At 62.4% G+C, this 26,442-nt stretch carries 25 protein-coding genes and 1 pseudogene; 18 read left to right on the top strand and 8 right to left on the bottom strand.

All coding sequences use genetic code 11. From position 1 onward, the window contains the following. Positions 1 to 2: 2 nt before the first annotated feature. From PCS43_RS14900 to PCS43_RS14870, 7 genes are all read left to right on the top strand, one after another. Positions 3 to 899, top strand: a complete 897-nt coding sequence (locus tag PCS43_RS14900) for a branched-chain amino acid ABC transporter permease (protein ID WP_003940241.1) — start codon at positions 3 to 5, stop codon at positions 897 to 899. Next, entirely contained in the window at positions 896 to 1,984 is a 1,089-nt protein-coding gene (locus PCS43_RS14895) for a branched-chain amino acid ABC transporter permease (protein ID WP_030534909.1), read from the top strand. Before PCS43_RS14900 ends, PCS43_RS14895 begins: the two co-directional genes overlap by 4 nt. Positions 1,985 to 2,042: 58 nt before the next feature. Further along, positions 2,043 to 3,326, top strand: a complete 1,284-nt coding sequence (locus PCS43_RS14890) for an ABC transporter substrate-binding protein (RefSeq protein ID WP_003939841.1) — start codon at positions 2,043 to 2,045, stop codon at positions 3,324 to 3,326. A gap of 13 nt (positions 3,327 to 3,339) precedes the next feature. Continuing rightward, a complete protein-coding gene (locus tag PCS43_RS14885; protein WP_209909611.1) occupies positions 3,340 to 5,061 on the top strand; it encodes a class I adenylate-forming enzyme family protein in 1,722 nt (573 codons plus the stop codon). Further along, positions 5,058 to 5,459, top strand: a complete 402-nt coding sequence (locus tag PCS43_RS14880; protein WP_021345212.1) for a nuclear transport factor 2 family protein — start codon at positions 5,058 to 5,060, stop codon at positions 5,457 to 5,459. Before PCS43_RS14885 ends, PCS43_RS14880 begins: the two co-directional genes overlap by 4 nt. A gap of 4 nt (positions 5,460 to 5,463) precedes the next feature. Further along, positions 5,464 to 6,444, top strand: a complete 981-nt coding sequence (locus PCS43_RS14875; protein WP_230793093.1) for an LLM class F420-dependent oxidoreductase — start codon at positions 5,464 to 5,466, stop codon at positions 6,442 to 6,444. 65 nt (positions 6,445 to 6,509) lie between these two features. Then, complete coding sequence (locus PCS43_RS14870; protein ID WP_042451070.1) at positions 6,510 to 7,310, top strand: crotonase/enoyl-CoA hydratase family protein; 801 nt, start codon at positions 6,510 to 6,512, stop codon at positions 7,308 to 7,310. A 46-nt stretch (positions 7,311 to 7,356) separates the two neighbouring features. On the opposite strand, the gene PCS43_RS14865 is transcribed toward PCS43_RS14870, so the two are convergent. Then, a complete protein-coding gene (locus tag PCS43_RS14865; RefSeq protein ID WP_042451068.1) occupies positions 7,357 to 8,658 on the bottom strand; it encodes an MFS transporter in 1,302 nt (433 codons plus the stop codon). Positions 8,659 to 8,925: 267 nt separating this feature from the next. Beyond that, positions 8,926 to 10,113: an ROK family transcriptional regulator gene (locus PCS43_RS14860; protein ID WP_003946405.1), complete on the bottom strand. Its 1,188-nt coding sequence runs from the start codon at positions 10,111 to 10,113 to the stop codon at positions 8,926 to 8,928. A gap of 194 nt (positions 10,114 to 10,307) precedes the next feature. Between PCS43_RS14860 and PCS43_RS14855 the strand changes: the two genes are divergently transcribed. From PCS43_RS14855 to xylB, 3 genes are all read left to right on the top strand, one after another. Beyond that, entirely contained in the window at positions 10,308 to 10,538 is a 231-nt protein-coding gene (locus tag PCS43_RS14855; RefSeq protein WP_030534904.1) for a DUF3263 domain-containing protein, read from the top strand. 69 nt (positions 10,539 to 10,607) lie between these two features. Then, on the top strand, positions 10,608 to 10,925 hold the full coding sequence (locus PCS43_RS14850) for a WhiB family transcriptional regulator (protein ID WP_003946343.1): 318 nt from the start codon (positions 10,608 to 10,610) through the stop codon (positions 10,923 to 10,925). A 24-nt stretch (positions 10,926 to 10,949) separates the two neighbouring features. Further along, positions 10,950 to 12,347, top strand: a complete 1,398-nt coding sequence (gene xylB, locus PCS43_RS14845) for a xylulokinase (RefSeq protein ID WP_007727678.1) — start codon at positions 10,950 to 10,952, stop codon at positions 12,345 to 12,347. A gap of 7 nt (positions 12,348 to 12,354) precedes the next feature. On the opposite strand, the gene PCS43_RS14840 is transcribed toward xylB, so the two are convergent. After that, positions 12,355 to 13,071: an HAD family hydrolase gene (locus PCS43_RS14840; protein WP_007727677.1), complete on the bottom strand. Its 717-nt coding sequence runs from the start codon at positions 13,069 to 13,071 to the stop codon at positions 12,355 to 12,357. Between the two features lie 142 nt (positions 13,072 to 13,213). Between PCS43_RS14840 and cycA the strand changes: the two genes are divergently transcribed. From cycA to PCS43_RS14805, 7 genes are all read left to right on the top strand, one after another. Further along, positions 13,214 to 14,677 (top strand): D-serine/D-alanine/glycine transporter, encoded by a 1,464-nt coding sequence (gene cycA / locus PCS43_RS14835; protein ID WP_030534902.1) that lies wholly within the window; start codon positions 13,214 to 13,216, stop codon positions 14,675 to 14,677. Positions 14,678 to 14,799: 122 nt separating this feature from the next. Beyond that, positions 14,800 to 15,570 (top strand): M23 family metallopeptidase, encoded by a 771-nt coding sequence (locus tag PCS43_RS14830; RefSeq protein ID WP_003946431.1) that lies wholly within the window; start codon positions 14,800 to 14,802, stop codon positions 15,568 to 15,570. 125 nt (positions 15,571 to 15,695) lie between these two features. Continuing rightward, on the top strand, positions 15,696 to 17,201 hold the full coding sequence (locus PCS43_RS14825) for a glutamate-cysteine ligase family protein (RefSeq protein ID WP_042921350.1): 1,506 nt from the start codon (positions 15,696 to 15,698) through the stop codon (positions 17,199 to 17,201). Positions 17,202 to 17,342: 141 nt separating this feature from the next. Next, positions 17,343 to 18,236 (top strand): universal stress protein, encoded by an 894-nt coding sequence (locus PCS43_RS14820; protein WP_007727672.1) that lies wholly within the window; start codon positions 17,343 to 17,345, stop codon positions 18,234 to 18,236. 176 nt (positions 18,237 to 18,412) lie between these two features. Next, complete coding sequence (locus PCS43_RS14815) at positions 18,413 to 19,453, top strand: LLM class F420-dependent oxidoreductase (protein ID WP_030534899.1); 1,041 nt, start codon at positions 18,413 to 18,415, stop codon at positions 19,451 to 19,453. A 358-nt stretch (positions 19,454 to 19,811) separates the two neighbouring features. Continuing rightward, complete coding sequence (locus PCS43_RS14810) at positions 19,812 to 20,705, top strand: universal stress protein (RefSeq protein WP_003946389.1); 894 nt, start codon at positions 19,812 to 19,814, stop codon at positions 20,703 to 20,705. 76 nt (positions 20,706 to 20,781) lie between these two features. Next, entirely contained in the window at positions 20,782 to 21,420 is a 639-nt protein-coding gene (locus PCS43_RS14805) for a response regulator (protein ID WP_003946380.1), read from the top strand. Between the two features lie 3 nt (positions 21,421 to 21,423). Here PCS43_RS14805 and PCS43_RS14800 read toward each other — a convergent pair. The 5 genes and pseudogenes from PCS43_RS14800 to PCS43_RS14780 form a co-directional block, all read right to left on the bottom strand. Then, positions 21,424 to 23,116, bottom strand: a pseudogene (locus PCS43_RS14800) (GAF domain-containing protein). 27 nt (positions 23,117 to 23,143) lie between these two features. Beyond that, positions 23,144 to 23,839, bottom strand: coding sequence for a hypothetical protein (locus tag PCS43_RS14795; RefSeq protein ID WP_136470725.1), 696 nt, complete (start codon positions 23,837 to 23,839; stop codon positions 23,144 to 23,146). Between the two features lie 19 nt (positions 23,840 to 23,858). Beyond that, positions 23,859 to 24,191: a cupin domain-containing protein gene (locus PCS43_RS14790; RefSeq protein ID WP_003946336.1), complete on the bottom strand. Its 333-nt coding sequence runs from the start codon at positions 24,189 to 24,191 to the stop codon at positions 23,859 to 23,861. A gap of 84 nt (positions 24,192 to 24,275) precedes the next feature. After that, the gene (locus PCS43_RS14785) at positions 24,276 to 24,767 is read right to left on the bottom strand and encodes a dihydrofolate reductase (protein WP_003946393.1); all 492 of its coding nucleotides are present in this window, start codon (positions 24,765 to 24,767) and stop codon (positions 24,276 to 24,278) included. Between the two features lie 2 nt (positions 24,768 to 24,769). Next, the gene (locus tag PCS43_RS14780) at positions 24,770 to 25,570 is read right to left on the bottom strand and encodes a thymidylate synthase (protein WP_054188824.1); all 801 of its coding nucleotides are present in this window, start codon (positions 25,568 to 25,570) and stop codon (positions 24,770 to 24,772) included. Positions 25,571 to 25,656: 86 nt separating this feature from the next. Between PCS43_RS14780 and cobF the strand changes: the two genes are divergently transcribed. After that, positions 25,657 to 26,397 (top strand): precorrin-6A synthase (deacetylating), encoded by a 741-nt coding sequence (gene cobF, locus PCS43_RS14775; protein WP_003946376.1) that lies wholly within the window; start codon positions 25,657 to 25,659, stop codon positions 26,395 to 26,397. The last annotated feature ends 45 nt before the right edge of the window (positions 26,398 to 26,442 follow it).

Raw genomic sequence — 26,442 nt, 5'->3', positions numbered from 1 at the left:
CGGTGACACTCTTTCTCGAACGACTCATCTCCGGATTGACCAACGGCTCGATCTACGCAATTCTCGCGCTGGCACTCGTGGTGGTGTTCCGTGCCACCGGCACGATCAACTTCGCTCAGGGCGAGTTGGCCCTGTTCACAACCTTCGTGGCGTGGTGGCTCACAACGATGTCCTGGCCGATCTGGGCCGCGATCGGAGCGGCTCTCGCTCTCGGCTTCCTGCTCGGGGCGTTGATGGAGCGTCTGCTCATCCGGCCGGTTCAACGTAGAAGTGACATGGCAGTGCTGATAGTGGCACTGGGATTGTTCACCGGGCTCAACTCGTTGGCCGGAATGCTGTGGGGGAGCGAAACGAAGATCATGCCGAGCCCGTTTCCCAACGGTCCCACCGACTACATCTCAGTGGGCGGCGCGCGCGTGTACGGCGACGCACTGGGCGTACTGGTTGCGCTCGTTGTCCTACTTGTGTTGATGTCCTTGCTCTTTCGCAAGACGAGAGTCGGTCTGCACATGCGTGCCGTCGCGGACAATGCCGAATCTGCCACTCTCGCCGGAGTTCCGACCAGCCGGATACTCGCAATCGGCTGGGGTGTTGCGGCAGCGATCGGCGCACTGGCCGGTGTCCTGGTCACTCCGCTCTCGCCGCAACAACTCGGCCTCACGACCATGTTCCCGATCTTCATCGCAGCATCTGCGGCAGCGCTGTTCGGCGGTCTGGACAGTCTTGTCGGCGCAGTTGTGGGTGGGTTGACGATCGGTGTTCTGGAATCGATGCTCAGCGGCTACATTTCGGTCATCGGCGGTTCGCTGCAGCAGACATCCGCGCTACTGATCATCGTGGTGATCCTCTTCGTCAGACCCAATGGACTGTTCGGTACCAAGAAACTGGAGCGGGTATGACGACGCTTGCCGAGAGAAATGAACCCGCGGTCGCCGAAAAGGCAGTCAGGCAGCCGCGCGTGGTGGTTGCCGGATCGACGTCGTACCGGATACTCCAACTGGTTCTGCTGGTGGCTGCCGTCTGTGCCCTGCTCCTCGTGTCGCAGAGCGCGCCGTTTCGCGTAGGGCAGTTCACGAGTGTCTTCATCATCGCGATTGCCATCGCCGGACTGAATATCGTCAGCGGGTACACCGGACTTCTGTCGATCGGCCATTCTGCCTTCTTCGGCCTCGGCGCGTACACGACCGGCGTTCTGATCGTCGATCGCGGATACTCGCCGTTGACCACAATCCCGATGGCAGTCGTATTGTGTTTCGTACTAGGACTTCTCGTCGGGCTTCCCTCCTTGCGGATCAAAGGGCTGTATCTGGCCCTCGTTACCCTCGCCGTCGCTGTGGCGTTTCCCGAAGTGATCCGCAAGACCGGGGATCTCACCGGTGGCGCGGCCGGCATGGTCGTTCGTGCGAATCTTCTGGTCCCGCCGAAATGGACGGGTTTGACCCGCGCGGACACCTATCTCTGGATCTTCTGGGTTTCGGTAGTGACGCTGGCAGTGGTCATGCTCCTGATCCGCAATCTCGTCAAGAGTCGATTCGGTTTGGCAATGGTTGCGGTGCGCGACAACGAGATTGCGGCGAGTGCAAACGGCATCAACGTCGCGCGGGTCAAGATTCTCGCTTTCGGACTTTCCGGCGCGATCACCGGTCTGGCAGGTTCGCTGTTCACGATGTACATCGGCGCGCTCTCACCCGAGTCCTTTTCGTTGATGAAGTCGATCGAGTTCATCACCGGACTGGTGTTGGGCGGAATCGCAACGCAATTCGGCCCGATCGTCGGGGCGACGGCAGTGGTGTTCCTGCCGTACTACACCGGAAGCGTCACCGACGGCCCCGTGTCGGGAGTGGTGTTCGGCGCGGTGCTGATCGCGATCGTGTTCTTGATGCCGGACGGAATCGTCGGCCGGATCAACAGCGTTCTCCGACGGTTTGTCCTCGTGGTTCCCGCAGATCATCCCAAGTATCGCGAAGGTGAACCCCGCACCTGAGCGCCGTCTCCCTCGCCCACTCTCGTTTCTCTCAACTCACAGCAAGGAACTGGACGATATGAAAAGGCAGACCACGATTCCCGCAGTCATCGCCGCTGCGGCACTACTCCTTTCGGCCTGCGGAGGTAACTCCGACGCAGAGAGCAACACGTCGACCTCGGCCGGAGCAGTATCGGTCGACGACTGCAGCGATCCCAGTGGTGCCGCGGCGCCGATCACCGACAAACTCACGGTGGGGTGGAGTGGGCCGACGTCCGGCCCGCTCGCCGACGCGGTCGGCAACGTGATCGAAGGAATGCGAGCACGGTTCGAGGTCGAGAACGCGGCCGGCGGCGTCGGCGGCGTCAAGCTCGACGTCGTGGTCAAGGACGATGCCTTCTCCCCGGAGCGCGCCAAAGCCAATGTCGGAGAGTTCATTCAGAAGGACAAGGTCGACGTTCTGGGCACGTTCGGAGCAGGCCAGTTGAACGCCATCGCGGACGACCAGACCACTGCCTGTGTTCCACTGCTCTTCGCGCAGGCAGGCATGCCCGAGTTCCGGGTGATCGAAGACTTTCCGTGGACCACGGAGTATCTACCGGATCCGGGCGTCGAGATGGAGGTAGTGGTCGAAAGCCTGAAGAAGAAGTATCCGAGCGGCGCCAAGGTTGCCTTGGCCACGAACCAGACCGAGTCCGGACAAGGGATCGCCAACGGCTTCAAGTCCGCGATCGAAGGAACGAACTTCGAGATCGCAGCCGAAGAGGCGCTGACCGACCCCAAGACGGCGGCATCGACCCTCAAAGCCAGTGGCGCCGAGGTATTGGTGGTGGCCGGTGTCACCACCGATTGCCTCGCGATCACCCAGGCGATCGGACGTGTCGGATGGAAGCCCGACACCGTGATTCAACCGTCGAACTGCGTCGACGGTGCGACGCTGTATGCGCCCGCCGGTGATGCTGCCGACGGGCAGCAGGTGATGGTGTGGCTCAAGGATCCCAACAACGCCCTCTACAAGGATGACGCGGCGGTACGTGACTACCTGGCCGGTGCGGCTGCTCACGGTGCCGATTCCCCGACCAACAGCTACACCGTGAACGGCTGGGCCATCGGTGACCTGTTGGTGGACAACTTCACTCGGGCCTCTGAGTCATCCGACGGACTCTCACGCGCCAGCATCATGAGTGCCGCACGAACGCAGGACTACCACCCGCCGATGTTCATCGACGGAATCAAATTCACGATGACCGCGGACCATGCATTGGGAATCCTGGCATTCCAGCCGTTCGAGTGGAACGCCGCTACCCAGGCGTTCGAGAAGCAAGGCGACGTGATCGACATTTCCGGCCGTTACGAGAACTGAAACGAGTACGCGAATGAACAAGGCACACAGGGGATTGCACCCTCGCGTCAAGGTGGACGAATACACCTCGAAGGGGTGGTGGTCCGACGAGACGATCGATCAGGTGTTCCGGGCGCAGGTGCGGGTACGCGGTGACGAACTTGCCGTGGTTGATCCGGCGAACCGGAGCGAGTTGTCCGGCGGAGATCCGCGACGCCTCAGTTGGAACCAACTGGAGAGCGAAGTCATCGCGCTCGCTGCCGGCTTCTCCGAGGTGGGTTTGGGCCGGGGAGATGTTCTGGGCGTGCAGATGCCCAATACCGTCGAATTGGTCGAGGTCTACCTTGCAGCGTGGTCTCTGGGGATCGTGGTCTCGCCATTGCCCATGCAGTACCGCGAACGTGAAGTGGAAGGAATGGCAAACCAGGCGGCGTTTGCAGCATTTGTCACCGTACCCAGTTTTGGTGACAGACTCCCTGCTACGGAGATCGCTGCAATCAGATCCCGGATTCCCTCTCTGAGATCGGTGTTCGCCTACGCTCCCGCATCCGAGCTTCCGGCCCAGTTGCCGGCCGGTGTCGTGGGGCTGAGTCCTCGGGCGGCCACCGAAACACAGCGCAGTGAATTGGATGTCCGAATCACCGAAGATCCCAACGACCCCAACGATGCGATGACGATCTGTTGGACCTCCGGGACCGAAAGCGAACCGAAGGGGGTCCCACGTTCGCACTACGAGTGGCTGGCCATCTGCTGGGCCACGATCGACGCTCCCGACATCGGCGTCGGCGACGTCTTGCTGAACCCGTTCCCGATGGTCAACATGGCCGGAATCAACGGAATGTTCCTGCCGTGGCTCCGCACGGGATGTGTACTGGTACAGCACCACCCGTTCGATCTTCGAGTTTTCCTCGGGCAGATCGAGGCCGAGCGCGTGATGTACACGGTAGCGCCGCCTGCGCTGTTGTGGATGCTGCTCGCCGACGAGTCGATGCTCGCGGCGGTCGACCTGTCGAGCTTGACTCGGATCGGTTCGGGTTCGGTGCCACTGCAACCTCCGATGGTCCGGGGATGGCAGGAGCGATACGGAATCGGAGTCATCAACTTCTTCGGATCCAACGAAGGCATCAGTCTGCTCTCCTCGCCTGCGGACATGCCGGATCCGGACGACCGCGCACGGTACTTCCCCCGCTTCGGTGTCGAGAACTTTCGCTGGAGCACCAGAATCTCCGACTGGATGGACGTGCGCTTGGTCGACGTGGTCACCGGCGAGGACATCACCGAAGTCGGGCACCCGGGTGAGTTGCGAATCAGCGGACCGACGGTCTTTGCCGGCTATCTCGGCGATCGGCCGTCTCCGTTCGACGAACGCGGATTCCTCTGCACCGGAGACATCTTCGAGATTGCCGGTGATCACGGGCAGTTTCTCCGCTACCTGGACCGGGGGAAGGACCTCGTGATCCGCGGCGGAATGAACATCGCCCCAGCCGAACTGGAGGGATTGATCGCCGAGCATCCGGCCGTCGCGGATGTGGCCGTCATCGGCGACCCCGACGAAGTACTCGGTGAGCGCGTCGCAGCAGTGGTCACGCTGCGGCCCGAGACGGAACTCGAGCTGGACGCTCTGGTCGCGTTCCTGAAGGACAAGCGCATTGCGTCGTACAAACTTCCCGAGCGGCTGGAGATTCGGAAAGAACTGCCGCGCAATTCGACCGGAAAGATCCTCAAGCGTGAGCTTCGACAGAAGAGTGTGGCATGAGTGTGATGAACGACAGTGACAAGCTTGCGTTGGCGCGTGAGATGTTCCAGGCGTGGGACGTCATGGACTGGACACGCGTCGTCGACTTGTTCGCCGAGGACGGTGTGCTCCACAGCGTCATGCAGGAACCTCTTGTCGGCAAGGAGGCCGTTGCGGGCCGAATTGCGTTACTGGCAAGCAAGTGTGAACGGATCACACTGAAGATCGAGTCTCTCGGCGTGATCGACGGAAGGGTATTTGTGCAGCGAGTGGACGACTTCCACTTCGACGGTACCCATGGCGTCGTTCCTGTTGTCGGAATCCTCAGCATGGCAGACGGACGGATCACCGAGTGGCTCGAGTACTACGACCGTCCGACACTGTTGGAGGGAATGGGTCTTGTCTCCGACTTCGAGTAGAGGTTTGCCGACCATCGACATCTCCCTGGGGTTGTGGCAGGACCGTCCGCCGCAGGAGGTGACCGCTACTGCACGCCTCGCCGACAGACTCGGGTTCGGCCGAGTGTGGGTGGGGGAGATGGCGACGTACGACGCCTTTGCTCTGGCGACGTCAGTCGGCACCGGATTCGAGCACTCCGAATTAGTGGTCGGCCCGCTCGCGGTGACGGTTCGTGATCCGGCGATGATCGCGATCGGGGCGGCGTCGGTGGCCGATCTCACCGGGCGCCACGTGTCGATCGCCTTGGGTACGTCCAGCACTGTCGTGGTCGAAAAATGGCATGGACGAAGCAGGTCCGGGGCAGCTCGGGCGCTCGCGGAGTCCGCCCGCGGTGTACGAGCGCTGATGGACGGTGAACGGGGCGAAGTCGCCGGAACGGTGATGCGGACCAGCGGATATCGGCTGCGACTTCAGCCGCCAGGTGGGCGGCTGATCGTTGCGGCATTCGGGGACAAGGCGCTTCGGGCCGCGGTGGAGTTGGGCGACGAACTGGTGCTCAATCTGGTCAGCCCGGAGCAAGCGGGGCGCCTGATCACACGGTGCAAGGAAATCGCTGCCGAGTTGGAAACCGGCATGCCTTTCGTGTCGGTGTGGGCACCGGCTGCCGTCGCCGAGAATGGACCGTCACAGGTGTCGATCGATCAACTTCGACGCGGGCTCGTACCGTATCTGGCTGCTCCGGGGTACTCGGACATGTTCGTCCGCGCGGGCTTCGCTGATGTGATCGAGGCAGCCAGGGCCGGGGCCGCGCCGCGCGAGCTCTTGAGCCAGGTCTCGGACGCGATGGTGGCAACGGTGGGAATCGTCGGGACTCCGGCCGATGCCCGCGAGCAACTCGAGGCGTACCGAGCGGCGGGAGTGGACTCCGTCGTGGCCGTGCCTTCATCCACTGATTCGGATCCTGCCGGCAAAGTGACCATGGAACTTCTTGCGGAGATGGCATGACGGACCCCCGACGAACTTACTCTCAGGTAAGTTCGTCGGGGGTATGTCTAACCGAAGGAGTAGCCGTGAGTGATCGCGTTCGTGTCGAGGTGGTGCAGTCGGTGGCGTACGTGACGCTCAGCCGACCGGAGAAACTCAACGGTCTCGATCTGGACATGCTCGACGCCCTGGTGGACGCCGCTCGAACTATCGAAGCTGATCGTTCGATCCGGGGCGTGATTCTTCAAGGCGCGGGTGACGCGTTCTCGGCCGGGTTGGACTTCGCCTCTGCGGGTAAGCAACCGAGGCGCATGGCGAAGGCCTTCGCGAAATTTCCCGGTCAGAAGACCAACCTCTTCCAACGCGCGTGCTGGGTGTGGCGCGAATTGCCCGTGCCGGTCATCGCGGTCGTTCACGGGCACTGCTTCGGCGGGGGACTGCAATTGGCGCTCGCCGCAGACTTTCGATTCACCACCCCCGATTGCACGTTCTCGGTGATGGAGGCGAAGTGGGGATTGATCCCCGACATGACCGGAACGGTCACGATGCGCGAACTCGCGGCAATGGACGTCGTGAAACGCCTCGCCATGACTGCTGAACTGTTCGACGGAAATCAGGCTCTCGAGTGGGGGTTCGTGAGCGGAGTCAGCGACAATCCGATCAAGCCGGCACAGGAACTGCTGTCGCAGATCGCGGTTCGCTCGCCGGACGCCGTCGCAGCGACGAAGACGTTGCTGCACAAGACCTGGAACCGCTCGCCTCGCGGCGCGTTCTGGATCGAATCGCGGATCCAACTGGCGCTGATGCGAGGCAAGAACCACAAGATCGTGCGTACAGCGAATGCTGCGAAGAAGTTGCCGGAGTTCGCCTTTCGAAAGTTCGGCTGACAAACTCCGGCATCGCGACGCCGTTGGGCGTCCACATTCAGGTCGATCACACCATCAGGTCTCGTCCTGATCGATCCTTGATGAGCATCGTGGCGACGAACGAGACCGCCGCCAGCAGGGCGAGGTAGATCGAGATGGCAAGGGTGCCACCGGTCTTGCCGAGGAGCCACTGTGCGACGGTGGGAGCAAAGGCGCCGCCGAAGATGGTGCCTACCGCGTAGGAGATCGACGCACCGCTGTAACGGATCGAAGCCGGGAACAGTTCGGCGAACAACGCGGGTTGAGGTCCGTACGACAGCCCGAGTCCGACCGAGAACAGGATCATCGCCACGTAGATCCAGCCGAGATTCCCGGTGTCGATGAGGAGGAAGAACGGCACCGCGAAGAGGACCATTGCGAGGTTGCCCACGTTCATCACCGTGGTGCGGCCGCGTCGATCCGACCAGTAGGCGCCGATCATGGTGAAAACGCCCCACGTGACGGCACTTGCGAGCGTGGCAATCAGTAGTTCGGTCTTACCCAGGCTATAGGTCTTGGTTGCGTACGCGACGATGAATCCGCCGATCACCATGTAGCCGTTGCCGTTTGTGCCGATGAAGGACAGCGCCGCGAGTACGACCTGCTTCGGGTGTTTCTTGAACAGAGTTCGGATAGGCGTGTTGCTCTCGGTGCGGCGTTCCTTGAGTTCGGCGAATACGGGTGACTCGCTGACCTTGCTTCGAATGTAGAAGCCGACGCCGATCAACACGACGCTGAGCAGGAACGGCACTCGCCATCCCCAGGTGGTGAACTGTTCGTCCGTGAGGGTGAACGTGCACAGTGCCAAAACGCCGGTGGCGAGCAACATTCCGAGCGGTACTCCCATCTGTACGAACGCTCCGAAGAATCCTCGACGCTTGGTGGGTGCGTGTTCGACGGCAAGAAGAGCGGCCCCGCCCCATTCGCCGCCCGTCGAGAATCCTTGGACGACGCGAAGCAGGATCAACAGGATCGGTGCCCAGATTCCGATCGAGGCATACGTCGGCAGCACGCCGATGAGAACCGTCGCGGCACCCATCATCGCCAACGTCGCGACCAGGACACGTTTGCGGCCGAGCCTGTCGCCGAGATAGCCGGCCACGATGGCACCGAGAGGACGGAAGACAAAGCTGATGCCGACCGTGACGTAGGAGACGATCTGGCCGGCCGAGCCCATCGGCTTGAAGAACAGGTCGGCAAAGATCAGGGCTGCAGCTTGGGCGTAGATGAAGAAGTCGTACCACTCGACGGTGGTGCCGACCATCGACGCCATCGCGGCGCGGTCGTATTCCTTCGCGGCGGGCTTGGTGCCAGTTCTGGTTGTGGTCATCGAGCTACTTTCTGCCAGTCACGTGGTTCACCGACACGGTGAAACTGCGAAGTCGGAACAGGGGAGAAACGCTGTTCGATCTGCGACGTTGCCGGTGTGCTCGGTGCATGCTTTTGGCTGACTCGGAGCGTTCCTGCGCGATCTCATCGTCGATATCGGCAACCGAATGATCGGTAGGTAATGAATTATGCAGAAGTGTGAGCGTCAACACAAGCGATGCCGGAAAAGTCTGATTGTTTGATGCGGAGCGTGCGAGAAGTCAGCGACTCACGTGTGGAGTGACGCCGCGATCCGCAGATCGATTTCCCTGGCGCTGAGCAGATGGTCGAGGACGAGAACCGCACAACCGAGGATGCCGGATTGTGCGCCGTGGCTGACCGAAGCGATCTGAAGCTTTCGGGTGGCAAGCGCCGTTGCGTTGCCGTAGACGGACTCCCGAAGCCCGGCGAGGAAGAGTTCGTCCGCCTCGGCCATGTCGCCGCCGATGATCAGGACCTCGGGATTGAGGAGATTGACCGCGCCGGAAATGACGTCGCCGATCAGTCGGCCGCTGCTTCTGATGAGCCGGCGGGCTTCGCTGTCGCCGTCCAGGGCGAGGCGGACGACATCACGCACGTGACCGACGCTTCGGCCCTGATCTCGGAGGGCATGCACGAGAGCCCAACCGCTGGCGACAGTTTCGACGCAGCCGACGTCGCCGCAGCGACACTTCATGCCCCGCGCTGCAGCGGTTTTGGTATGCCCGATCTCGCCGGACGCTCCGAGTGAACCGCGTTGGAGGACTCCGCCCATGACGATTCCTGCGCCGAGGCCGGTTGACGCCTTGATCATCAGGAGGTTGGGCGCACTCTCGCGTCGCTCGCTCAATTCGGCCAGAGCCATCACGTTGGCATCGTTGTCCGCGAACAGCGGAGCCGTGGTCACCGATGCCAGATAGGGGGCAAGCGCGACTCCGTCCCATCCCGCCATCATCGGAGAGTCGAGGCTTGCTCCCGCGGCGACGTCGACCGTTCCGGGAATGCTCAGTCCGATTCCGATGACCTCGGTAGACGCGCGGTGGACCTGGGCCAGTAGTGACGAAAGATGCTCGGCAATTTCGGGCATCAGTTCGTCGGGGCCGACCCCGACCGACTTGTCGATGTCTTCTGCCGCGAGGATCGTGCCCGCCAGGTCGGTGACGGCAAGTTGTGCCCGCGATCGACCGATGGCCACGACGAGAACCACGCCGGACGAGTTCGCGAAGGTGAGAGTGGACGGCGGCCGGCCGCCCGTCGACGGGCCCTCGTCGTCATCGGCGATCAAACCAAGCGATTGAAGTGCTGCAACCCTGGCCGATACCGCCGTCCTGGACAGGCCGGTGAGCTTCCCGATCTCGCTGCGCGTGGTCGCGGAACCGCTGCGTATCAGCGTGAATACCTCTCCCGCGGTAGCCGGAGTCGTGGACGGTCGGGTCATTGTCCTATTCAAGCATTCCTCGTCGGTAACTTCAGCGTGCGAAAGTTCGCATACTTTGTCCACAAAAAGACGTAAGTAGGTCTTGTGAAAAAGCAGAAGTAGGCATAGTCTGTGTCTTGACTCACTGCCACGGGCGTCCGAGGAGACGAGTCGCAGTTTCTGTGAAGCAGGGCGCACAAACAGGGGAGAACCTGATGAGCCGCACCGATACACAAGAGATCGTCGAGTTCGCACGTAAGTGGCAGCAGTTCGACGGTGGACCTGACGAAGAGATCTTTGTAACCTTCGGCCTCGCCCCGGACGAGTATTTCCGCAGGCTGCAGGCAATTCTCGACGACGGCGTCGTAGCGCTGACTCCGCCGGTCACCGGCGAACTCGCAACGGTCTGTGCACATCGACTCGGCCAATCGGTCAGGCGTCGATAAGTCCGACCCGGCGTCAGCCCAGAGTCACCCGAATCCGTGTCACCCGAGTAAGGAATTGAGGTCGCCATCATGCACAAGCACCTTCCGATGCCGTACCCGACCGCCGAAGTGTGGGACTGGCAGCTGCAGGGAGCGTGCCGCGGGCACGATTCCGCGGTGTACTTCCATCCGGACGGCGAGCGTGGACACGCCCGCGAGAACCGTGAACGCAACGCCAAGAAGGTCTGCGCGACGTGCCCTGTACTCCAGCAGTGCCGCGAACACGCACTCTCCGTCCACGAGCCGTACGGCATCTGGGGTGGAATGACGGAGACCGAGCGCGCAGAATATGTGCGATCGCTGCGTAAGCGCAGCAACCGGATGCCCGCGGTCGCCAACGCGAGCTGACGGTCCTTCGGAAAGGACGCCAGTGTGGCCCTCGTAGCCGGTATCGATTCGTCTACCCAGTCGTGCAAAGTCATTGTCCGTGATGCCGATTCGGGAGAGCTGGTACGAGAAGGGCGGGCGGCGCATCCCGTCGGTACCGAGATAGATCCGGCATGCTGGCTCGAGGCGATGGACAGTGCAATCGCCGCAGCGGGTGGGCTCGGCGACGTCGCAGCCGTATCGGTCGGAGCTCAACAGCACGGCATGGTGTGTCTGGACAGTGGCGGCGAGGTCGTCAGACCGGCGTTGCTGTGGAACGACACTCGCTCGGCGAAGGCTGCGACCGATCTGGTCGAAGAGCTCGGCGGACCCAAGGCGTGGGCCGACGCAGTTGGTGTAGTTCCGGTCGCCGCGGTCACGGCAAGCAAGCTTCGATGGCTGGCAGATCACGAACCCGGCAATGCCGATCGCACTGCCGCGGTGTGTCTTCCGCATGACTGGTTGTCCTGGAAGTTGGGTGGGTCCGGCTCGATCGAGGAGCTTGTTACCGACGCGGGCGACGCCAGTGGAACCGGCTATTATGCTGCCTCGACGCGCGAATATCGTAAAGATTTGCTGGCGTTGGCATTTCGCGGTCGAACCCCGCATGTTCCCCGAGTTGCATCGCCGAACGAAAAGATCGGAAGTACACGTTCCGGAGGTATTGTCGGGCCTGGCACCGGTGACAATGCCGCAGCCGCACTGGGTTTGGGGGCAGTTCCCGGTGACGTGATCATCTCGATCGGAACATCCGGCGTCGTCTCGGCTGTATCGGCCACCCCCACGCATGATCCCGGCGGGAACGTGGCAGGATTCGCGGACGCAACCGGCCTGCACTTGCCGCTGGTGTGCACTCTCAACGGCGCGCGCATTCTTGATGCGACGGCGTCCATTCTCGGTGTCGATCACGCCGAACTGTCGCGGTTGGCGTCGACGGCGCCCCTCGGAAACGACGGGCTGGTCATGATTCCGTACTTCGAGGGTGAACGGACGCCCAACCGCCCTGACGCCACGGGGGCCATGCACGGATTCCGGCTGCAGAACTCGACGCCTGCGCACTTTGCACGAGCCGCAATCGAAGGGCTCCTGTGCGGCTTGGCCGACGGCGTCGACGACCTGGTTCGTCAAGGCGTCGAGGTGAAGCGAGTTCTCCTCGTGGGAGGCGGAGCGAAGTCGCGCGCTCTCTGTGAGATCGCGCCGGCAATTCTCGGAGTGCCGGTCGTGATCCCTGCTCCGGGTGAGTACGTCGCCGAAGGGGCATGCAGGCAAGCAGCATGGGCACTGTCCGGGGACACGCAGCCGCCGGTGTGGCCGAAACCGGAAGAGCGACGATTCGACGCCGAACCAGCTCCCCACGTGCGCGAGCGCTACGCGTCGTTGCGCGAACTCACCGAAGGTGTCTGAGCGCTCCCTACAGAAGCCCGAACTTCCGCACTGCGTCGAGTAGCGCGTGCGGGCGTTCGGTCGTCGGCAGGGGATCGACGAGTGCGAACTGGCAACCGACGTCACGGGCAGCGCCGTCGGCGATGTCGCTGTCACCGACCATCAGAGTCTGCGCCGCATCCACATCGAGTTGTGCGAGGGCGTACTCGAAGATCGCCGGTTCGGGCTTGACTGCACCCACCTCGAACGAGAGAACGAACTCGTCGACCCAGACGTCCCAGCCGCGGTCGGCGAACGCCGGACGGATGTCGAAGGCGATGTTGCTCAAGACGGCAGTGCGTATGCCCTTCTCCGACAGTGACTTCAGGACCTCGCCGGTATCCGGGTACGGCGACCACTGATCCGGATCGACCAGCAGGGCGTAGAAAGCTTCGGCCCGAACCGGATCGGGCACCCCGGACTTACTCAACACGTCGAGGTAAGCCTGACGATGCAACTTCGGATCCCGGTCGCGGTTCTCCCACGCGTAGATCCCCGCTTCGTCCATCTCCACGGTTCTGCCCACCGGCGCGGTCATCCGACGCATCAGCTCGGCTTGAGCGTGCACGTCGAGCGGATCGCCTTGGTGATCGACGAGGTGCTCGGTCCAATCGTCGCTCTCCTCCAAACGGAAGAGGGTTCCGGAGAAATCGAACAGCGTCGCGGCGATATGTCCGTCTTGATGGGCCGTGCTGTCAGTGTTCACCTCGACAGGTTATCGGCGTCCGCTTTCCGATGCGTGATGTGAGCCAGTGCACGCGTACTTTGAGAGAGCACATTTTCCGAGGTTCCCCCGACGGGCACGATTTCGATGCCCCGGATGAACCGTATGACGAGGGGGATCCTCCGTGTCCGACCACGCGAATACACCAGACCTGACGAAGCCGTCCGGCGAAGACCCCCACCTCTCACGTCAGCTGTCCAACCGGCATATCCAGCTGATCGCCATCGGTGGTGCCATCGGCACCGGACTGTTCATGGGATCGGGCAAGACGATCTCGCTCGCCGGGCCCTCCGTGATCTTCGTGTACATGATCATCGGATTCATGCTCTTCTTCGTCATGCGGGCGATGGGGGAGCTGCTGCTCTCGAACATGGCGTACAAGTCGTTCTCCGACTTCGCCGCGGATCTGCTGGGCCCCTGGGCGGGATTCTTCACCGGCTGGACCTACTGGTTCTGCTGGATCGTCACCGGCATCGCGGACGTCATCGCGATTTCCGGGTACTTCAAGTACTGGTGGCCAGGGCTCGCGGCGTGGATTCCTGCTTTGCTGACGATCGCGGCGCTGTTGCTCCTCAATCTCCCGACCGTTCGCGCCTTCGGTGAAACCGAGTTCTGGTTCGCGCTGATCAAGATCATCGCCATCGTCAGCCTGATCGTCGTCGGCATCGTCATGGTCGTCTCCGGGTTCACGGCGCCGAACGGTGCCACCTCCGGTATCGACAACCTCTGGAACGACGGCGGGATGTTCCCGACCGGATTCATGGGCTTCGTCGCCGGCTTCCAGATCGCCGTGTTCGCCTTCGTGGGTATCGAGCTCGTCGGTACGACGGCAGCCGAGGCGAAGGACCCGGAGAAGAACCTGCCGAAGGCCATCAACTCCATCCCCATTCGTGTCCTGCTGTTCTACGTCGTTGCACTGACCGTGATCATCGCGGTGACTCCGTGGCGTGAAATCAGCGCAGACAAGAGTCCGTTCGTCGCCATGTTCACACTCGCCGGCCTCGGCATCGCTGCTTCTGTCATCAACTTCGTCGTGCTGACCTCCGCTGCATCTTCGGCCAACTCGGGTATCTACTCCACCTCGCGCATGGTGTTCGGCCTTGCGCAGGAAGGCGACGCACCGAGGGCCCTCGGCAAGCTGAACTCACGCAAGGTCCCCGCGAACGCCCTGATGTTCTCGTGCATCTTCCTGCTGGCGTCGTTGATCCTGCTGTTCTCGGGCGATTCCGTGATCGAGGCCTTCACCGTCGTCACGACCATTTCGGCGCTGCTGTTCATGTTCGTGTGGACGATCATCCTGGCGAGCTACATGGTGTACCGGAAGCGTCGTCCGCACCTGCACGAGGCGTCGAAGTTCAAGATGCCCGGCGGCATCGTGATGTGCTGGGTCGTGCTCGCGTTCTTCGTCTTCATTCTCTGGGCACTGACAACCAAGGACGACACCCTGCAGGCACTTCTCGTCACGCCGATCTGGTTCGTGGTTCTGGGCATCGCGTGGGCGATCATCCGGCGTCGACCCGCTCACCGGGCACGATACGACGCATTCAAGTCAGAACTGGACGCCAGCCGACAGAACGGCGAGAAATAGTTTTGGTCAAGATCGGGTAACGGTGGCGGCCGCCTTGATCAAACTGTTACATTCTTCGGCAGACAGAGGAGCGGGCTTCATCAGAAGGACGCTGCACGCCGACGACTGACGGAGTACACACTGTGGGAAACCACCACCGCACGGGCAATGACGATGTTGTCTTCGAGATCGATCCCGAGGCAGCAAGCGGCCGCCACCGCACCCCGTCGGCTGGCCCTGGTGCCGGTGTCAAGGCAGGTGTCGTAGCTGCGGCTACCGGTGCACTCCTCGTCGGTGCAGGCCAGATGGGCGCAGGAACCGCTGCTGCGGCGCCGGCAACACAGACCATCGCCGGCATCGAAATCCCGCAGGGTCTGCTCCCCGAGGGCGTTGTCGTTCCGGCTGAATTGGCGGCACTTCCGGCTCTCGACATCCCCGAGCTTCCCGATTTTGCTGCCGACCTCAACACGCAGGCACAGCAGTTCCTCGCTGGGATCAACCCCGGCACCTCAGCTCGTACCGTGCAGCCGGTGTCCGGAACGCTGACCTCCACCTTCGGTTCGCGCTGGGGAGCACACCACGGTGGCCTCGACATCGCGGCTCCGATCGGTACGCCGATTCTGGCTGCAGCCGACGGCCAGGTCATCGACGCCGGCCCGGCGTCAGGTTTCGGCCTCTGGGTCCGCGTCCAGCACGACGACGGCACGGTCACCACGTACGGCCACGTCAACGACTACCAGGTCAACGTCGGCCAGCGCGTCAACGCCGGCCAGCAGATCGCCACCGTGGGTAACCGTGGCCAGTCCACCGGCCCGCACCTGCACTTCGAGGTTGCCGAGAACGGCGCAAAGGTCGATCCCGCAGCGTGGCTGCAGGCTCGCGGCGTAGCTGTCACCTGGGTCGACAACTCGTAGAAGAAACTTTCGGAGAACTGCGGTGGCGTCGGGAAATTCTTCCCGGTGCCACCGCAGTTCTCGTTTGTCGGTGACACCGGACGGATAGCCTTCAGTGACGTTGATCGTCGAAGGGGGAATGCGCAATGGGTGCAGAGGTCACGGCGCGAGAATTCACCAGAGCCGACCGTAGGCTCTTTCGTAAGAAGGTGCGCTCGTGCGTCGACGCCATGAAGCAGATGCTCGACGGTGGTGACTTCCGAGACGCCGTCGACAAGCCCGCTCCGCTGTTGGGCATGGAGATCGAGTTCAACCTCGTGACCGGCGACATGACGCCCGCGATGTCCAACCGTGAAGTGCTCGAATCCATCGACGACTCTGCGGTTTTCCAAACCGAGCTCGGACAGTTCAACGTCGAGATGAACGTCGAGCCCGGCCCACTCACCGGTGATGCGACTTTCGAATTGGAGAAGAAACTGCGGGCGTCCCTCGACGTCGCAGACGCGCGAATCCACGCGCACGACGCCGAGATGGTGATGATCGGGATGCTGCCGACACTGCAGCTCGAGCATCTCGATCGTGAGTGGATCACCGCCAACCCGCGCTACGAATTGCTCAACGAGCAAATTTTTGCCGCGCGAGGAGAGGACATCGAACTCGACGTCGAAGGTGTCGCGCTACCCGGTGGCGACGTGGAAATCCTTCGGGCCGACACCAATTCGGTGGTGCCGGAGGCGGCTTGTACGTCCATGCAGTTGCACCTGCGCGTCGCGCCGGAAGAATTCGCAGCGCACTGGAATGCCGCGCAGTGTCTGGCCGGAGTACAGGTGGCGCTTGCGGCCAATTCTCCTTTCCTGGCAGGGAAGGCGCTTTGGCACGAATCACGCATTCCGATCTTCGAACAGGCAACGGACACCCGAACTTTCGAGCTCAAGAACCAAGGTGTGCGACCGCGAGTGTGGTTCGGTGAGCGGTGGATCCATTCGGTTCTCGACCTGTTCGAGGAGAATTCACGGTACTTCCCGGCGCTGCTCCCTGATGTCTCGGACACCGATCCGCTGGAAGTGCTCGCGGCGGGCGGGGTTCCGGAGTTGAGCGAGCTTCAGATGCACAACGGCACGGTCTATCGCTGGAATCGGCCCGTCTACGACTGCTCGGATGGCAAGCCGCACTTGCGTATCGAGAATCGGGTGCTGCCGGCCGGGCCGACCGTCGTCGACATCATGGCCAATGCGGCCTTCTACTACGGAACCGTTCGCGCATTGGTGAACGCGGAGCGGCCACTGTGGTCGCACATGTCGTTCCATGCGGCAGAAGAGAACCTGCACATCGGCGCCAAGTACGGACTCGACGCCACCCTGTACTGGCCGGAGATCGGTTGGGTCGGTGCCGACGAGTTGGTCCTGCGAAGGCTGCTGCCGTTGGCGGACGAGGGTTTGGCCGATTTCGGATTGTCCGTCGCGGCCCGCGATCGGTACCTCGGCGTGATCGAAGGGCGGTGCATGAATCGGCAGACCGGTGCCGCCTGGCAACGCGAGCAAGTGGCGCACGCGGAGGCCTCGGGCGCGGACCGCTCGACTGCGCTCACCGGAATGCTCCGCGGTTACGTGGAGAACATGCGGACGGGAGATCCTGTTCACACCTGGTCCTGATTGCTCTGCTAATTCTCCTATCCGTCAACAGTTTCGGGGACCTAAGTCCCCGAAATGAAGAGGGGGCGACCCCAAAAAAGCCGGACAAGTGGGATGGTTAGAGTGAAAGTGGCTCGGTTACTTCTTCAGGAAGGTGGGCACATGAGTTCACGCGAACATAACAGTGTTGTTGTCGGAGTCGAGGGTTCGGACACTGCGTCCACAGCGCTCCGCGAGGCCGCGAAAATCGCCGCCCAGCGCGAATTGCGACTCGACATCATCCACGCTCTCGACTTCGCGCCTTACGGTTTCGGCGGACCGTACGTCGACGCGGGTGGGGTGTACGAATGGGTCGAAGAGGCCGGAAAAGCGATCTTGGCGGAGGCGGAACAGTTCGCCCGTGAGATCGATCCGAAACTCGAAGTTCACACCGAAATCGCCATCGGCAGCGCAACTCAGTGGCTGATCGAGAGTTCGGCACAAGCCAGGCGGGTAGTCGTCGGAGCGTCGGCGTCAGGCAAGGCGGCGACAGCAGTCCTCGGCAATACCGCGGTCGGTGTGGCCAGTCACGGCAAGTGTCCGGTCATCGTCGTTCGGGACCGCGATGGTGCGGTGCCCTCGGAAGGACCCGTAGTGGTCGGCGTCGACGGCAGCGCGTTGAGCGCCCAGGCCGTCGGTGCGGCTTTCGAGGAAGCGTCGTTCCGCGGAGTCGAGTTGGTGGCGTTGCACGTGTGGAGTGACCTCGGCAGTGCGGCATTCGAAGACCCGAGGGCCGCTGCGCTTGCCCCGCAGTCTCTCGAAGAGGAAGAGCACGCGGTACTCAGCGAGAGCTTGGCCGGATGGTCCGAGCAATACCCGGACGTGAAGGTCCGGCGCGAGGTATACCTCGACAACCCACGCGGACGGCTGTTGGACTGGTCGGCAAAAGCGCAGCTCGTCGTAGTCGGAAGCCGTGGTCGCGGTGGATTCCGCGGCATGTTGCTCGGCTCGACCAGCAACACCCTGATCGCTTCGGCCAAGTGCCCCGTCATGGTGGTTCGCCCCGAAGAATCCTGACCCTCGACAGGCTCTCCCACTACCCCGTTCATTTCGGTCATCGAATATGAACGGGGTAGTCACATGAATGCGGACTCAGGTTCCGTAGTGTTCGATGTGAGTAAGTGTTCGATGGGAGTACCACTGCTCGTGTGCGCGTCGCACACGGCAGCAATCGTCAGGATTGGGGTTACAACGTGCGTATCGGTATGGGTTTGAACTACAGCGGCGGGTTCGCCGAAACCGTCGAAGAGGTCGGTGACCTGGAGAAGGCGGGCCTCGACATCGCCTTCGTCCCGGAGGCGTATTCCTTCGACGCCGTCAGCCAGCTCGGTTACCTGGCGGCCAAGACGTCGACCATCGAACTCGCTTCGGGAATCTTTCAGATCTACACCCGTACCCCTTCGTTGACCGCCATGACGGCGGCTGGCCTGGACTTCGTCTCCAACGGTCGCTTCGTGATGGGACTGGGCGCTTCCGGACCGCAGGTGATCGAGGGGTTCCACGGCGTCAAGTACGACGCTCCGCTGGGACGCACACGTGAGGTCGTCGAGATCTGCCGTCAGGTATGGCGCCGCGAGAAGGTCGAGTACCAGGGCAAGTACTACCAGGTTCCCCTCCCCGCCGAGAAGGGCACCGGACTCGGAAAGCCGCTCAAGCTGATCAATCATCCTGTGCGTGAGCGCATCCCGATCCTGATCGCTTCGCTCGGACCCAAGAACGTCGAGCTGACGGCGGAGATCGCCGAAGGCTGGGAACCTATCTTCTTCCATCCGGAGAAGGCAGCAAGCGTGTGGGGTGAGCCGATCGCCAAGGGCAAGGCCAAGCGCGATCCGAGCCTCGGTGAGCTTCAGGTGTACGCGTCGCCGGCACTGGCCATCGGTGACGACGTCGACCACATGCTCGACTGGGTACGCCCGAGCCTTGCGCTCTACATCGGTGGCATGGGCGCCAAGGGCAAGAACTTCTACAACGACCTCGCGGTGCGCTACGGCTACGAAGAGGCCGCCGAGAAGATCCAGGATCTCTACCTCGCGGGCAAGAAGGAAGAAGCCGCAGCAGCAGTGCCGGACGAACTGGTTCGCGCCGTGTCGTTGATCGGTCCCGAGAGCTACGTCAAGGAACGCGTCGCAGCCTTCGCCGAAGCCGGTGTCACGACGCTCAACGTCACGCCGTTGGCGGCCGACCGCAACGGCCGAGTGCAGCTGATCGAGAAGTTCCGCAAGATTTGTGACTGACCTTGCTGTGCGCCTTTATTAACCGCCGGCGGTTAACAAAGGCGCACAGCAGAGCGGGTGGTTCAGGATCTCCTGCGTACGAAACCCGATTTTGGGCGCTTGTTGACAGGACTTTTTTCACTTCTGACCGGTCGGGTTCTTCGCCTAACGTGGATCGAGTAGCCAGGGTTTGCGTGCGAATCCGGCACCGGTGGCCTCGTTGACGCCCGAAAGGGATGTTGGCGGGGCCGTTGCCGCAGTCCACCCGAACACCCAATGTCCGATTCGGGACTCGCGTCGGCTGATGAATCCTTTTTGCCGTCATTGGGCAATAGTGTGAGGGCGAAGAGATTCTGTGGTCGATTGTGGAGGGACGAACATGAGTGCAACCAAACCCGTCGTCGTAGCGGTAGACGGTTCGGAATCGGCGTCGTCGGCTGTCGTCTGGGCGGCGAGGACCGCGGTGGCGCTCGGTCGACCGCTCCACATCGCGACGGTGGTGCACATCCCAGCCTTCTACTACTCCGAGCCTTACCTCGCCGAGAGCTTCAAGGACGAACTGCGGCGCACTGCCACCGCTCGTCTGGACAGCGCACAGATTCTCGCGCGGCAAAGCATCGACGACGACCTCGAGATCGTCACCGAACTACTCGACGGCAGCGTCTCCGATCGCCTGATCGAATTGTCCAAGGGCGCGTACATCATTGCGCTCGGCCCTCGCGGGCACGGCGAATTCACCGGATTGGTCGTCGGTTCTGCGACGGTCTCGGTTGTCTCGCACGGCGAATCTCCGGTTGCAGTTGTCCGAGGACGGACGCTCGACGGTCGGCCGCCGACCGAGGGCCCCGTCGTCGTCGGTGTCGATGGATCCGAAAGCAGCATCGAGGCAGTCGAGCACGCTTTCGAGCAGGCCTCCGCGCGGGGCGCCACCTTGATTGCCGTCAACGTGTGGAGCGACGTGAGTGTGCAGCCCTCGTTGGGCGCCACCCCCGACGACCCCCTGTGGAGCAGCATCCAGACGGGTGAGGAAGTTGTCCTCGCCGAGCAATTGGCCGGATTCACCGAGCGTTACCCGGACGTCGTCGTCGAAAGAGTCGTCGCGCGTGACCGTCCGGTTCGAGTCCTGAGCGAATACGCGGAGACGGCGCAGTTGATAGTCGTCGGCAGTCGCGGGCGCGGCGGATTCGCAGGAATGCTCCTCGGATCGACCAGTCGAGCGCTCCTGCACACCGCGGATTGCCCGGTTCTCATCGTCCGGCACGTCAACAAGTGAAGAGAATGCATTCCATGAGTTCTGAGTCCACCGTCTCCGGTACCGTTCGACGTGAGATGTCTTTTGGAGGGGTTCGATGACAACGCGGATATTCTTGGTGGACGATCACGAGATCGTCAGACGCGGATTGTTCGACCTACTCGGTGGGGTCGAGGACTTCGTGGTGGTGGGCGAGGCGGCGTCCGTGGGGGAAGCGCTGGCCGCGGTACCGCAGAGCAACGCCGACGTCGCTGTTCTGGACGTACGCCTGCCTGACGGCAACGGCGTCGAACTGTGCCGAGAACTCCGCTCGATGCTTCCCGACCTCCGCTGCCTGATGCTCACGTCGTACGCCGACGACGAGGCGTTGCTCGACGCGATCATGGCGGGCGCCTCGGGATTCGTCCTCAAGCAGATTCTCGGAACCGATCTGGTCGCTGCAGTCCGCACAGTCGGGCGCGGCGGTTCACTGCTCGACAGTCGTGCAACCGAGGCGCTGATGCAGCGGATCCGCAGCGACCGTACAGCTGATCCGTTGGCCGAACTTTCCGATCAGGAGCGAGCAGTCTTCGACCTCATCGGAGAGGGGCTCACCAACCGGGAGATCGGCGCGCGATTGTTCCTCGCGGAGAAGACGGTCAAGAACTACGTGACGCGTCTGCTCTCGAAGCTGGGCATGCAGCGTCGTACTCAGGCTGCGGTGCTGGCGACCGAAATCCGTAGCGGCAGTCGCTAGGATCTAACGACCGGATTTCGGTCGATTCGAGTTGGTGCGACCGAGCGGTACTCGCCAGAGCAGGCGTGCACCGCTCGGATCGTGATTGACGATCGTGCACGTACCGCCGCAATGTTCGGCGCGGCGCTCCAGATTGTGCAGTCCACTCTTGTGGAAGTCGGAGGGGAGTCCGACGCCGTCGTCCTCGATCGTGATCGCAAATTCGACGTCCGCGGTGACAGCGATGGTGATGTGGCGTGCGTGTGCATGCCGAAGGACGTTGCTCAACCCCTCACGCAGCACGGCTTCGGCGTGCTGGTGGATCCCGGGATTCACCAGAGTGTCGATGGCGCCGGAGAATTGGACGCTCGGGGTCACAGCGGACTGTGCGGTGGCGTCGCCGATGACATCGAGGAGGCGTCGGCGCAGGCTCGACGAATCGGTGGCCGTCGGAGTCTGCAGATCGAAGATGGTTGTCCGAATCTCGCGGACTGTCTTGTCGAGCTGTTCGAGAGATCGTTTGACAATCGCGCGCGCCGACTCCGGGAGGGTCTCGTCCGGAAGCGTGCTCTGCAGGCTCATTCCGCTCGCGAACAGTCGCTGGATGACGTTGTCGTGCAGGTCTCGTGCGATGCGGTCGCGGTCGGCGAGAACGGACAACAGGCGTTGCGCCTTTTGTTTCTCGTCGAACTCGATTGCAACGGAGCCGAGTTCGGCCATCGACTCGATCCGGGTCAGTTCGTCGTGATCCCAGTGTGTGTTGGTGGAATTCGACGCCACGATGACCGCGCCGACTACACCCGAGGCGACGCACATCGGTGCCACTACCGCACTCCCAGCCGACGGAACCAGTTCGGTGAGTGCGCCTAAAGTGGTGAGTACCTGTAGCTTTCGAGTGCTCCGCACCACGTCGAACGGATAAGTGGTCGCCGGGATTCTGACGCCACGTGACGTGGTCCGGGCGCTGGCCGCGGCGTGAACCTGTGCGTAGCCGTTCTCGCAGATCACCACGATCACGTCGTCGACGCCGGTCAGGTCCCGAACGCGACTGGCAAGAAGTTGCAGGCCGTCCTCGAGCGAGTCACCGGCCAGCAACCGCGAGCGGATGGCAGATGTTGCGGTGAGCCATCTTTCACGAGTTCGTGACTGCTCGAACAGTCGGGCGTTTTCCACAGCGATACCGGCTGCGATGGCGAGGGCTTCGAGAATGACCTCGTCTTCCTGGGTGAACTCGGCCTGTCCCCGTTTCTCGGTCAGGTAGATGCTTCCGAACACCTTTCCCCGCATCATGATCGGCGCTCCGAGGAAGCTCTCCATCGGTGGATGATTTGCGGGGAATCCCACCGATTCGGGATGGTCGCCGAGATGGGCCACACGCAAAGTCTGCGGGTGATTCATCAGAACACCCAGCACGCCATGACCTTCGGGGAAATGTCCCATGGTCGCGCGTTGGGACCCGGAGATTCCCTCGTACACGAATTCCGAGAGCCCGCCCCCCCGGCGCCGCGACCCCCAGGGCGCCGTAGCGGCAATCCAGAACCGTTGTCGCAGAGGTGATGATCCGTTGAAGCGTCAGGTCGAGGTCCAGGCCGGAGCCGACCACCAGGACCGCCTCGAGCAGGCGGTGGAGTGTCGGTATGTCGGCATTGGAATCGCCCAGGCGGTCGAGCAACTCGCCGAACGTACGTGCCGGACTGTGACCCGAAGCTTCGACCATGGTCGAAGCATATCGCCTCACCGAACGTCAGCTCTCCTGGCGGCGACCTTCCCACCACGACGACCAGTGATGCTTGATCTCGTCGAACTCGTCATCGCTCAGGTCGTAGGTGGTCAGCAGGATGGACATGCCTCCGTCGGGCCGCTGCGCCGTCACCGACTGGGTGGCGACAGACAGCAGGCCAGGGCCGAGATCCTCGACTGTCAACCCGAATTGGTGGTCGGTGACGTAGTCGACTACGCCTTCGAAATAGTCGCCGGGAGCGATTGTCACCGCGTACCGACTTCCCGCTTCCAATTCGATTTCGGTGAACCCGAGGACGCTTGCCACGTTCTCACCGGGGAGCAGAAGGCCGTCGAGATAAATGGTTTTACGCTCGGCCAGTCCGTGGTGCTCCACTGCGAATCTGAGCAGCTGGAGGAATGTCGTCCAGCCCTCGGTGATGTCGTCGTACCAGTCGTCGTCGGCTGATTTCGGCGGTCGGTCGATGCGGACGACCGTCTTGCCGTCCTGTTCGCGAAGTGAGAAACGGTCACCGTTTCCGAGTTTCAGCGTCAACGCTTCGGGGTCGGCCTCAGCGGTGGAGTAGATCTGGGTGATTTCGTCGTCGAGTCCGTCGTACTCCCAGCCGAACCAACGTCGAATCAGCGACGGGTCGCGCAGCGCGGGCCAGAGTACGGACGGGGCTGCGACGACGGACACTTCGATCACGGTTTCGCTCACGCGGAAGACGCTACCGATTTCAGCCCTTCATGGCGACGGTCAGTAGAAATGCAACGTCTTCGAGCGCTTCGACGCTGTGCCGGTCGGCCGGGACGGTCAGGAAATCACCCGTGGATCCTTTCCACTGGTCGCTCCCACATACAAGATTCAGCTTCCCGCTCAGGACCAACAACGTGGCTTCGCCCGGACTGTCGTGTTCGGCGAGGCTCTTGCCGGCGCTCAGCGCGATCACCGTCTGTCGCAGGCTGCGCTGGTGGCCACCGTAGACGGTTTGTGAACTGCGACCGCTGGTCGCCGAGCCCGCCAGTTTCAACTGTTGGCGAGCGAGAGCGGTCAGTGACTTCTTGTCCATCGAAGACCTCTCGGAAGCGGTGAATGTCCTTCTTGGAGTATGACCGACTCACTCGCGAGGTGCCTCGTTATCGGCGGAAGTCGGTCAGCGCGTGTACTCCAACCAGCGGAAGCGCAGGCCGCTCTTCTCCGAGGTCTGCCAGGGCTCGTCGGATTTCAGGTTCCATTCGGGGCCGATCTCGGGAGCAAAAGCATCACCGGCGATGTCGAGGTCGATCTCGGTCACCAGTAGATGCGTCGCGAATGGCAGTGCAGCCGAATAAATTTGCCCGCCACCGACGACGAAGACGTCACCGTCCGGCAACGCCAGGGCGTCGTCCAGACTGCGGACCACCTCGGCGCCTTCGGCGTGCCATTGCGGATCGCGTGTGACGACGATGTTCCGACGCCCGCTGAACGGACGGAACTTCGATGGAATGGAGTCCCAGGTGCGCCGCCCCATGATTACCGGATGGCCCATGGTGACGCGTTTGAAGTAAGCCATGTCCTCGGACACGCGCCACGGGATCGAGTTGTCGGCGCCGATGACGCCGCCGTGGGCCTGCGCCCAGATGAGGGTGACTGTGCGATCGGTCATCGTCAGACCGCTACCGGTGCTTTGATCGCGGGGTGGTGCTGGTAGTCGACGATCTCCACGTCCTCGAAGGTGTAGTCGAAGATGGAGTCGCGCTTGTTCAGCTTCAGGGTCGGCAACGGCAGCGGTTCGCGGCCGAGCTGCTCGGTCACCTGGTCGACGTGATTGTCGTAGATGTGGCAGTCGCCGCCGGTCCAGACGAACTCGCCGACGTCGAGTCCGGCCTGCTGGGCCATCATGTGGGTGAGCAGCGCGTAGCTGGCGATGTTGAACGGAACGCCGAGGAACATGTCGGCGCTGCGCTGGTACAGCTGGCAGGAGAGCTTGCCGTCGGCGACGTAGAACTGGAAGAAAGCGTGGCACGGCGCCAGGGCCATCTGCGGAATGTCGGCGACGTTCCACGCCGAAACGATGATCCGCCGCGAATCGGGGTTGGAGCGCAGAGCCTCGACGGTCTGCGTGATCTGGTCGATGTGCTCGCCCGAAGGGGTGGGCCAGCTACGCCACTGGACGCCGTAGACGGGGCCGAGTTCACCGTTCTCGTCGGCCCACTCGTCCCAGATGGAGACGCCGTGCTCGTGCAGCCACGCCACGTTGGAGTCGCCGCGCAGGAACCACAGGAGTTCGTTGACTATCGACTTGAGGTGGACCTTCTTGGTGGTGACGAGCGGAAAGCCGTCGGCAAGATCGAAACGCATCTGGTGACCGAAGATGCTGCGGGTGCCGGTTCCGGTTCGATCGGATTTGGCGGTACCCGTCTCCATGACGAGCCGGAGGAGGTCTTCGTAAGCAGTGGAGACAGTCACGGGAATCAGTCTAGGGCCTGCCTTGCTGTGCGCCTTTATTAACCTCCGGCGGTTAATAAAGGCGCACGGCAATATAGCCTCGGCACATGCGCGAACTCTTGGTGATCGGTATCGGTGCTGGTGATCCCGACCAGGTGACGGTTCAGGCGATCAAGGCCATGAACAGGGCCGATACCTTCTTCATCATCGGAAAGGGTGACGAGAAGCAGGCCCTGGTCGACTTGCGCACCGGGATTCTCGACGAGCACGTTCACCTCGACTACAAGGTGGTCGAGATCACGGACCCGCCGCGGGACCGAACCCCCACCGATTACGAGGGCGTCGTCGAGGACTGGCACGAGCGTCGGGCCGCGAAATTCGAAGCGGAATTTGCGGCCGAACCTGGCGTCGGCGCGATTCTCGTCTGGGGTGATCCCTCCCTCTACGACAGCACTCTGCGGATCGTCGAGCGCGTGCTCGCTCGCGGGAGAGTTTCGTTCGACTACTCCGTCATCCCGGGAATCACCAGCGTGCAGTCGCTGGCTGCACAACACCGAATCGTCCTCAACCGAATCGGCGAACCCATCCACATCACGACCGGCCGCAAACTGGCCGAGGGATTGCCCGACGGCGTGGACAATGCCGTCGTGATGCTCGACGCGCATTGCACCTTCACTCAGGTAAGCGAAAACGACGCCGAGATCTGGTGGGGCGCGTACCTCGGGACCCCGGACGAGGAGTTGATTTCCGGCAAACTGCGTGACGTCGAAGATCGGATCGTCGCTCGCCGGGCGGAGTTGCGTGAGAAGCACGGTTGGATCATGGATACGTACCTCGTTCGGCGCTGACAACCGACCCTGAATTTGCCGCCTCGATCCTGCACTCTTGATCCC

The sequence above is a fragment of the Rhodococcus sp. C-2 genome (assembly GCF_027854095.1).
Classification (GTDB): domain Bacteria; phylum Actinomycetota; class Actinomycetes; order Mycobacteriales; family Mycobacteriaceae; genus Rhodococcus_F; species Rhodococcus_F qingshengii.
The sequence above is the reverse complement of the archived record's forward strand: the minus strand, read 5'-3'. Positions and strand labels throughout refer to the sequence as shown.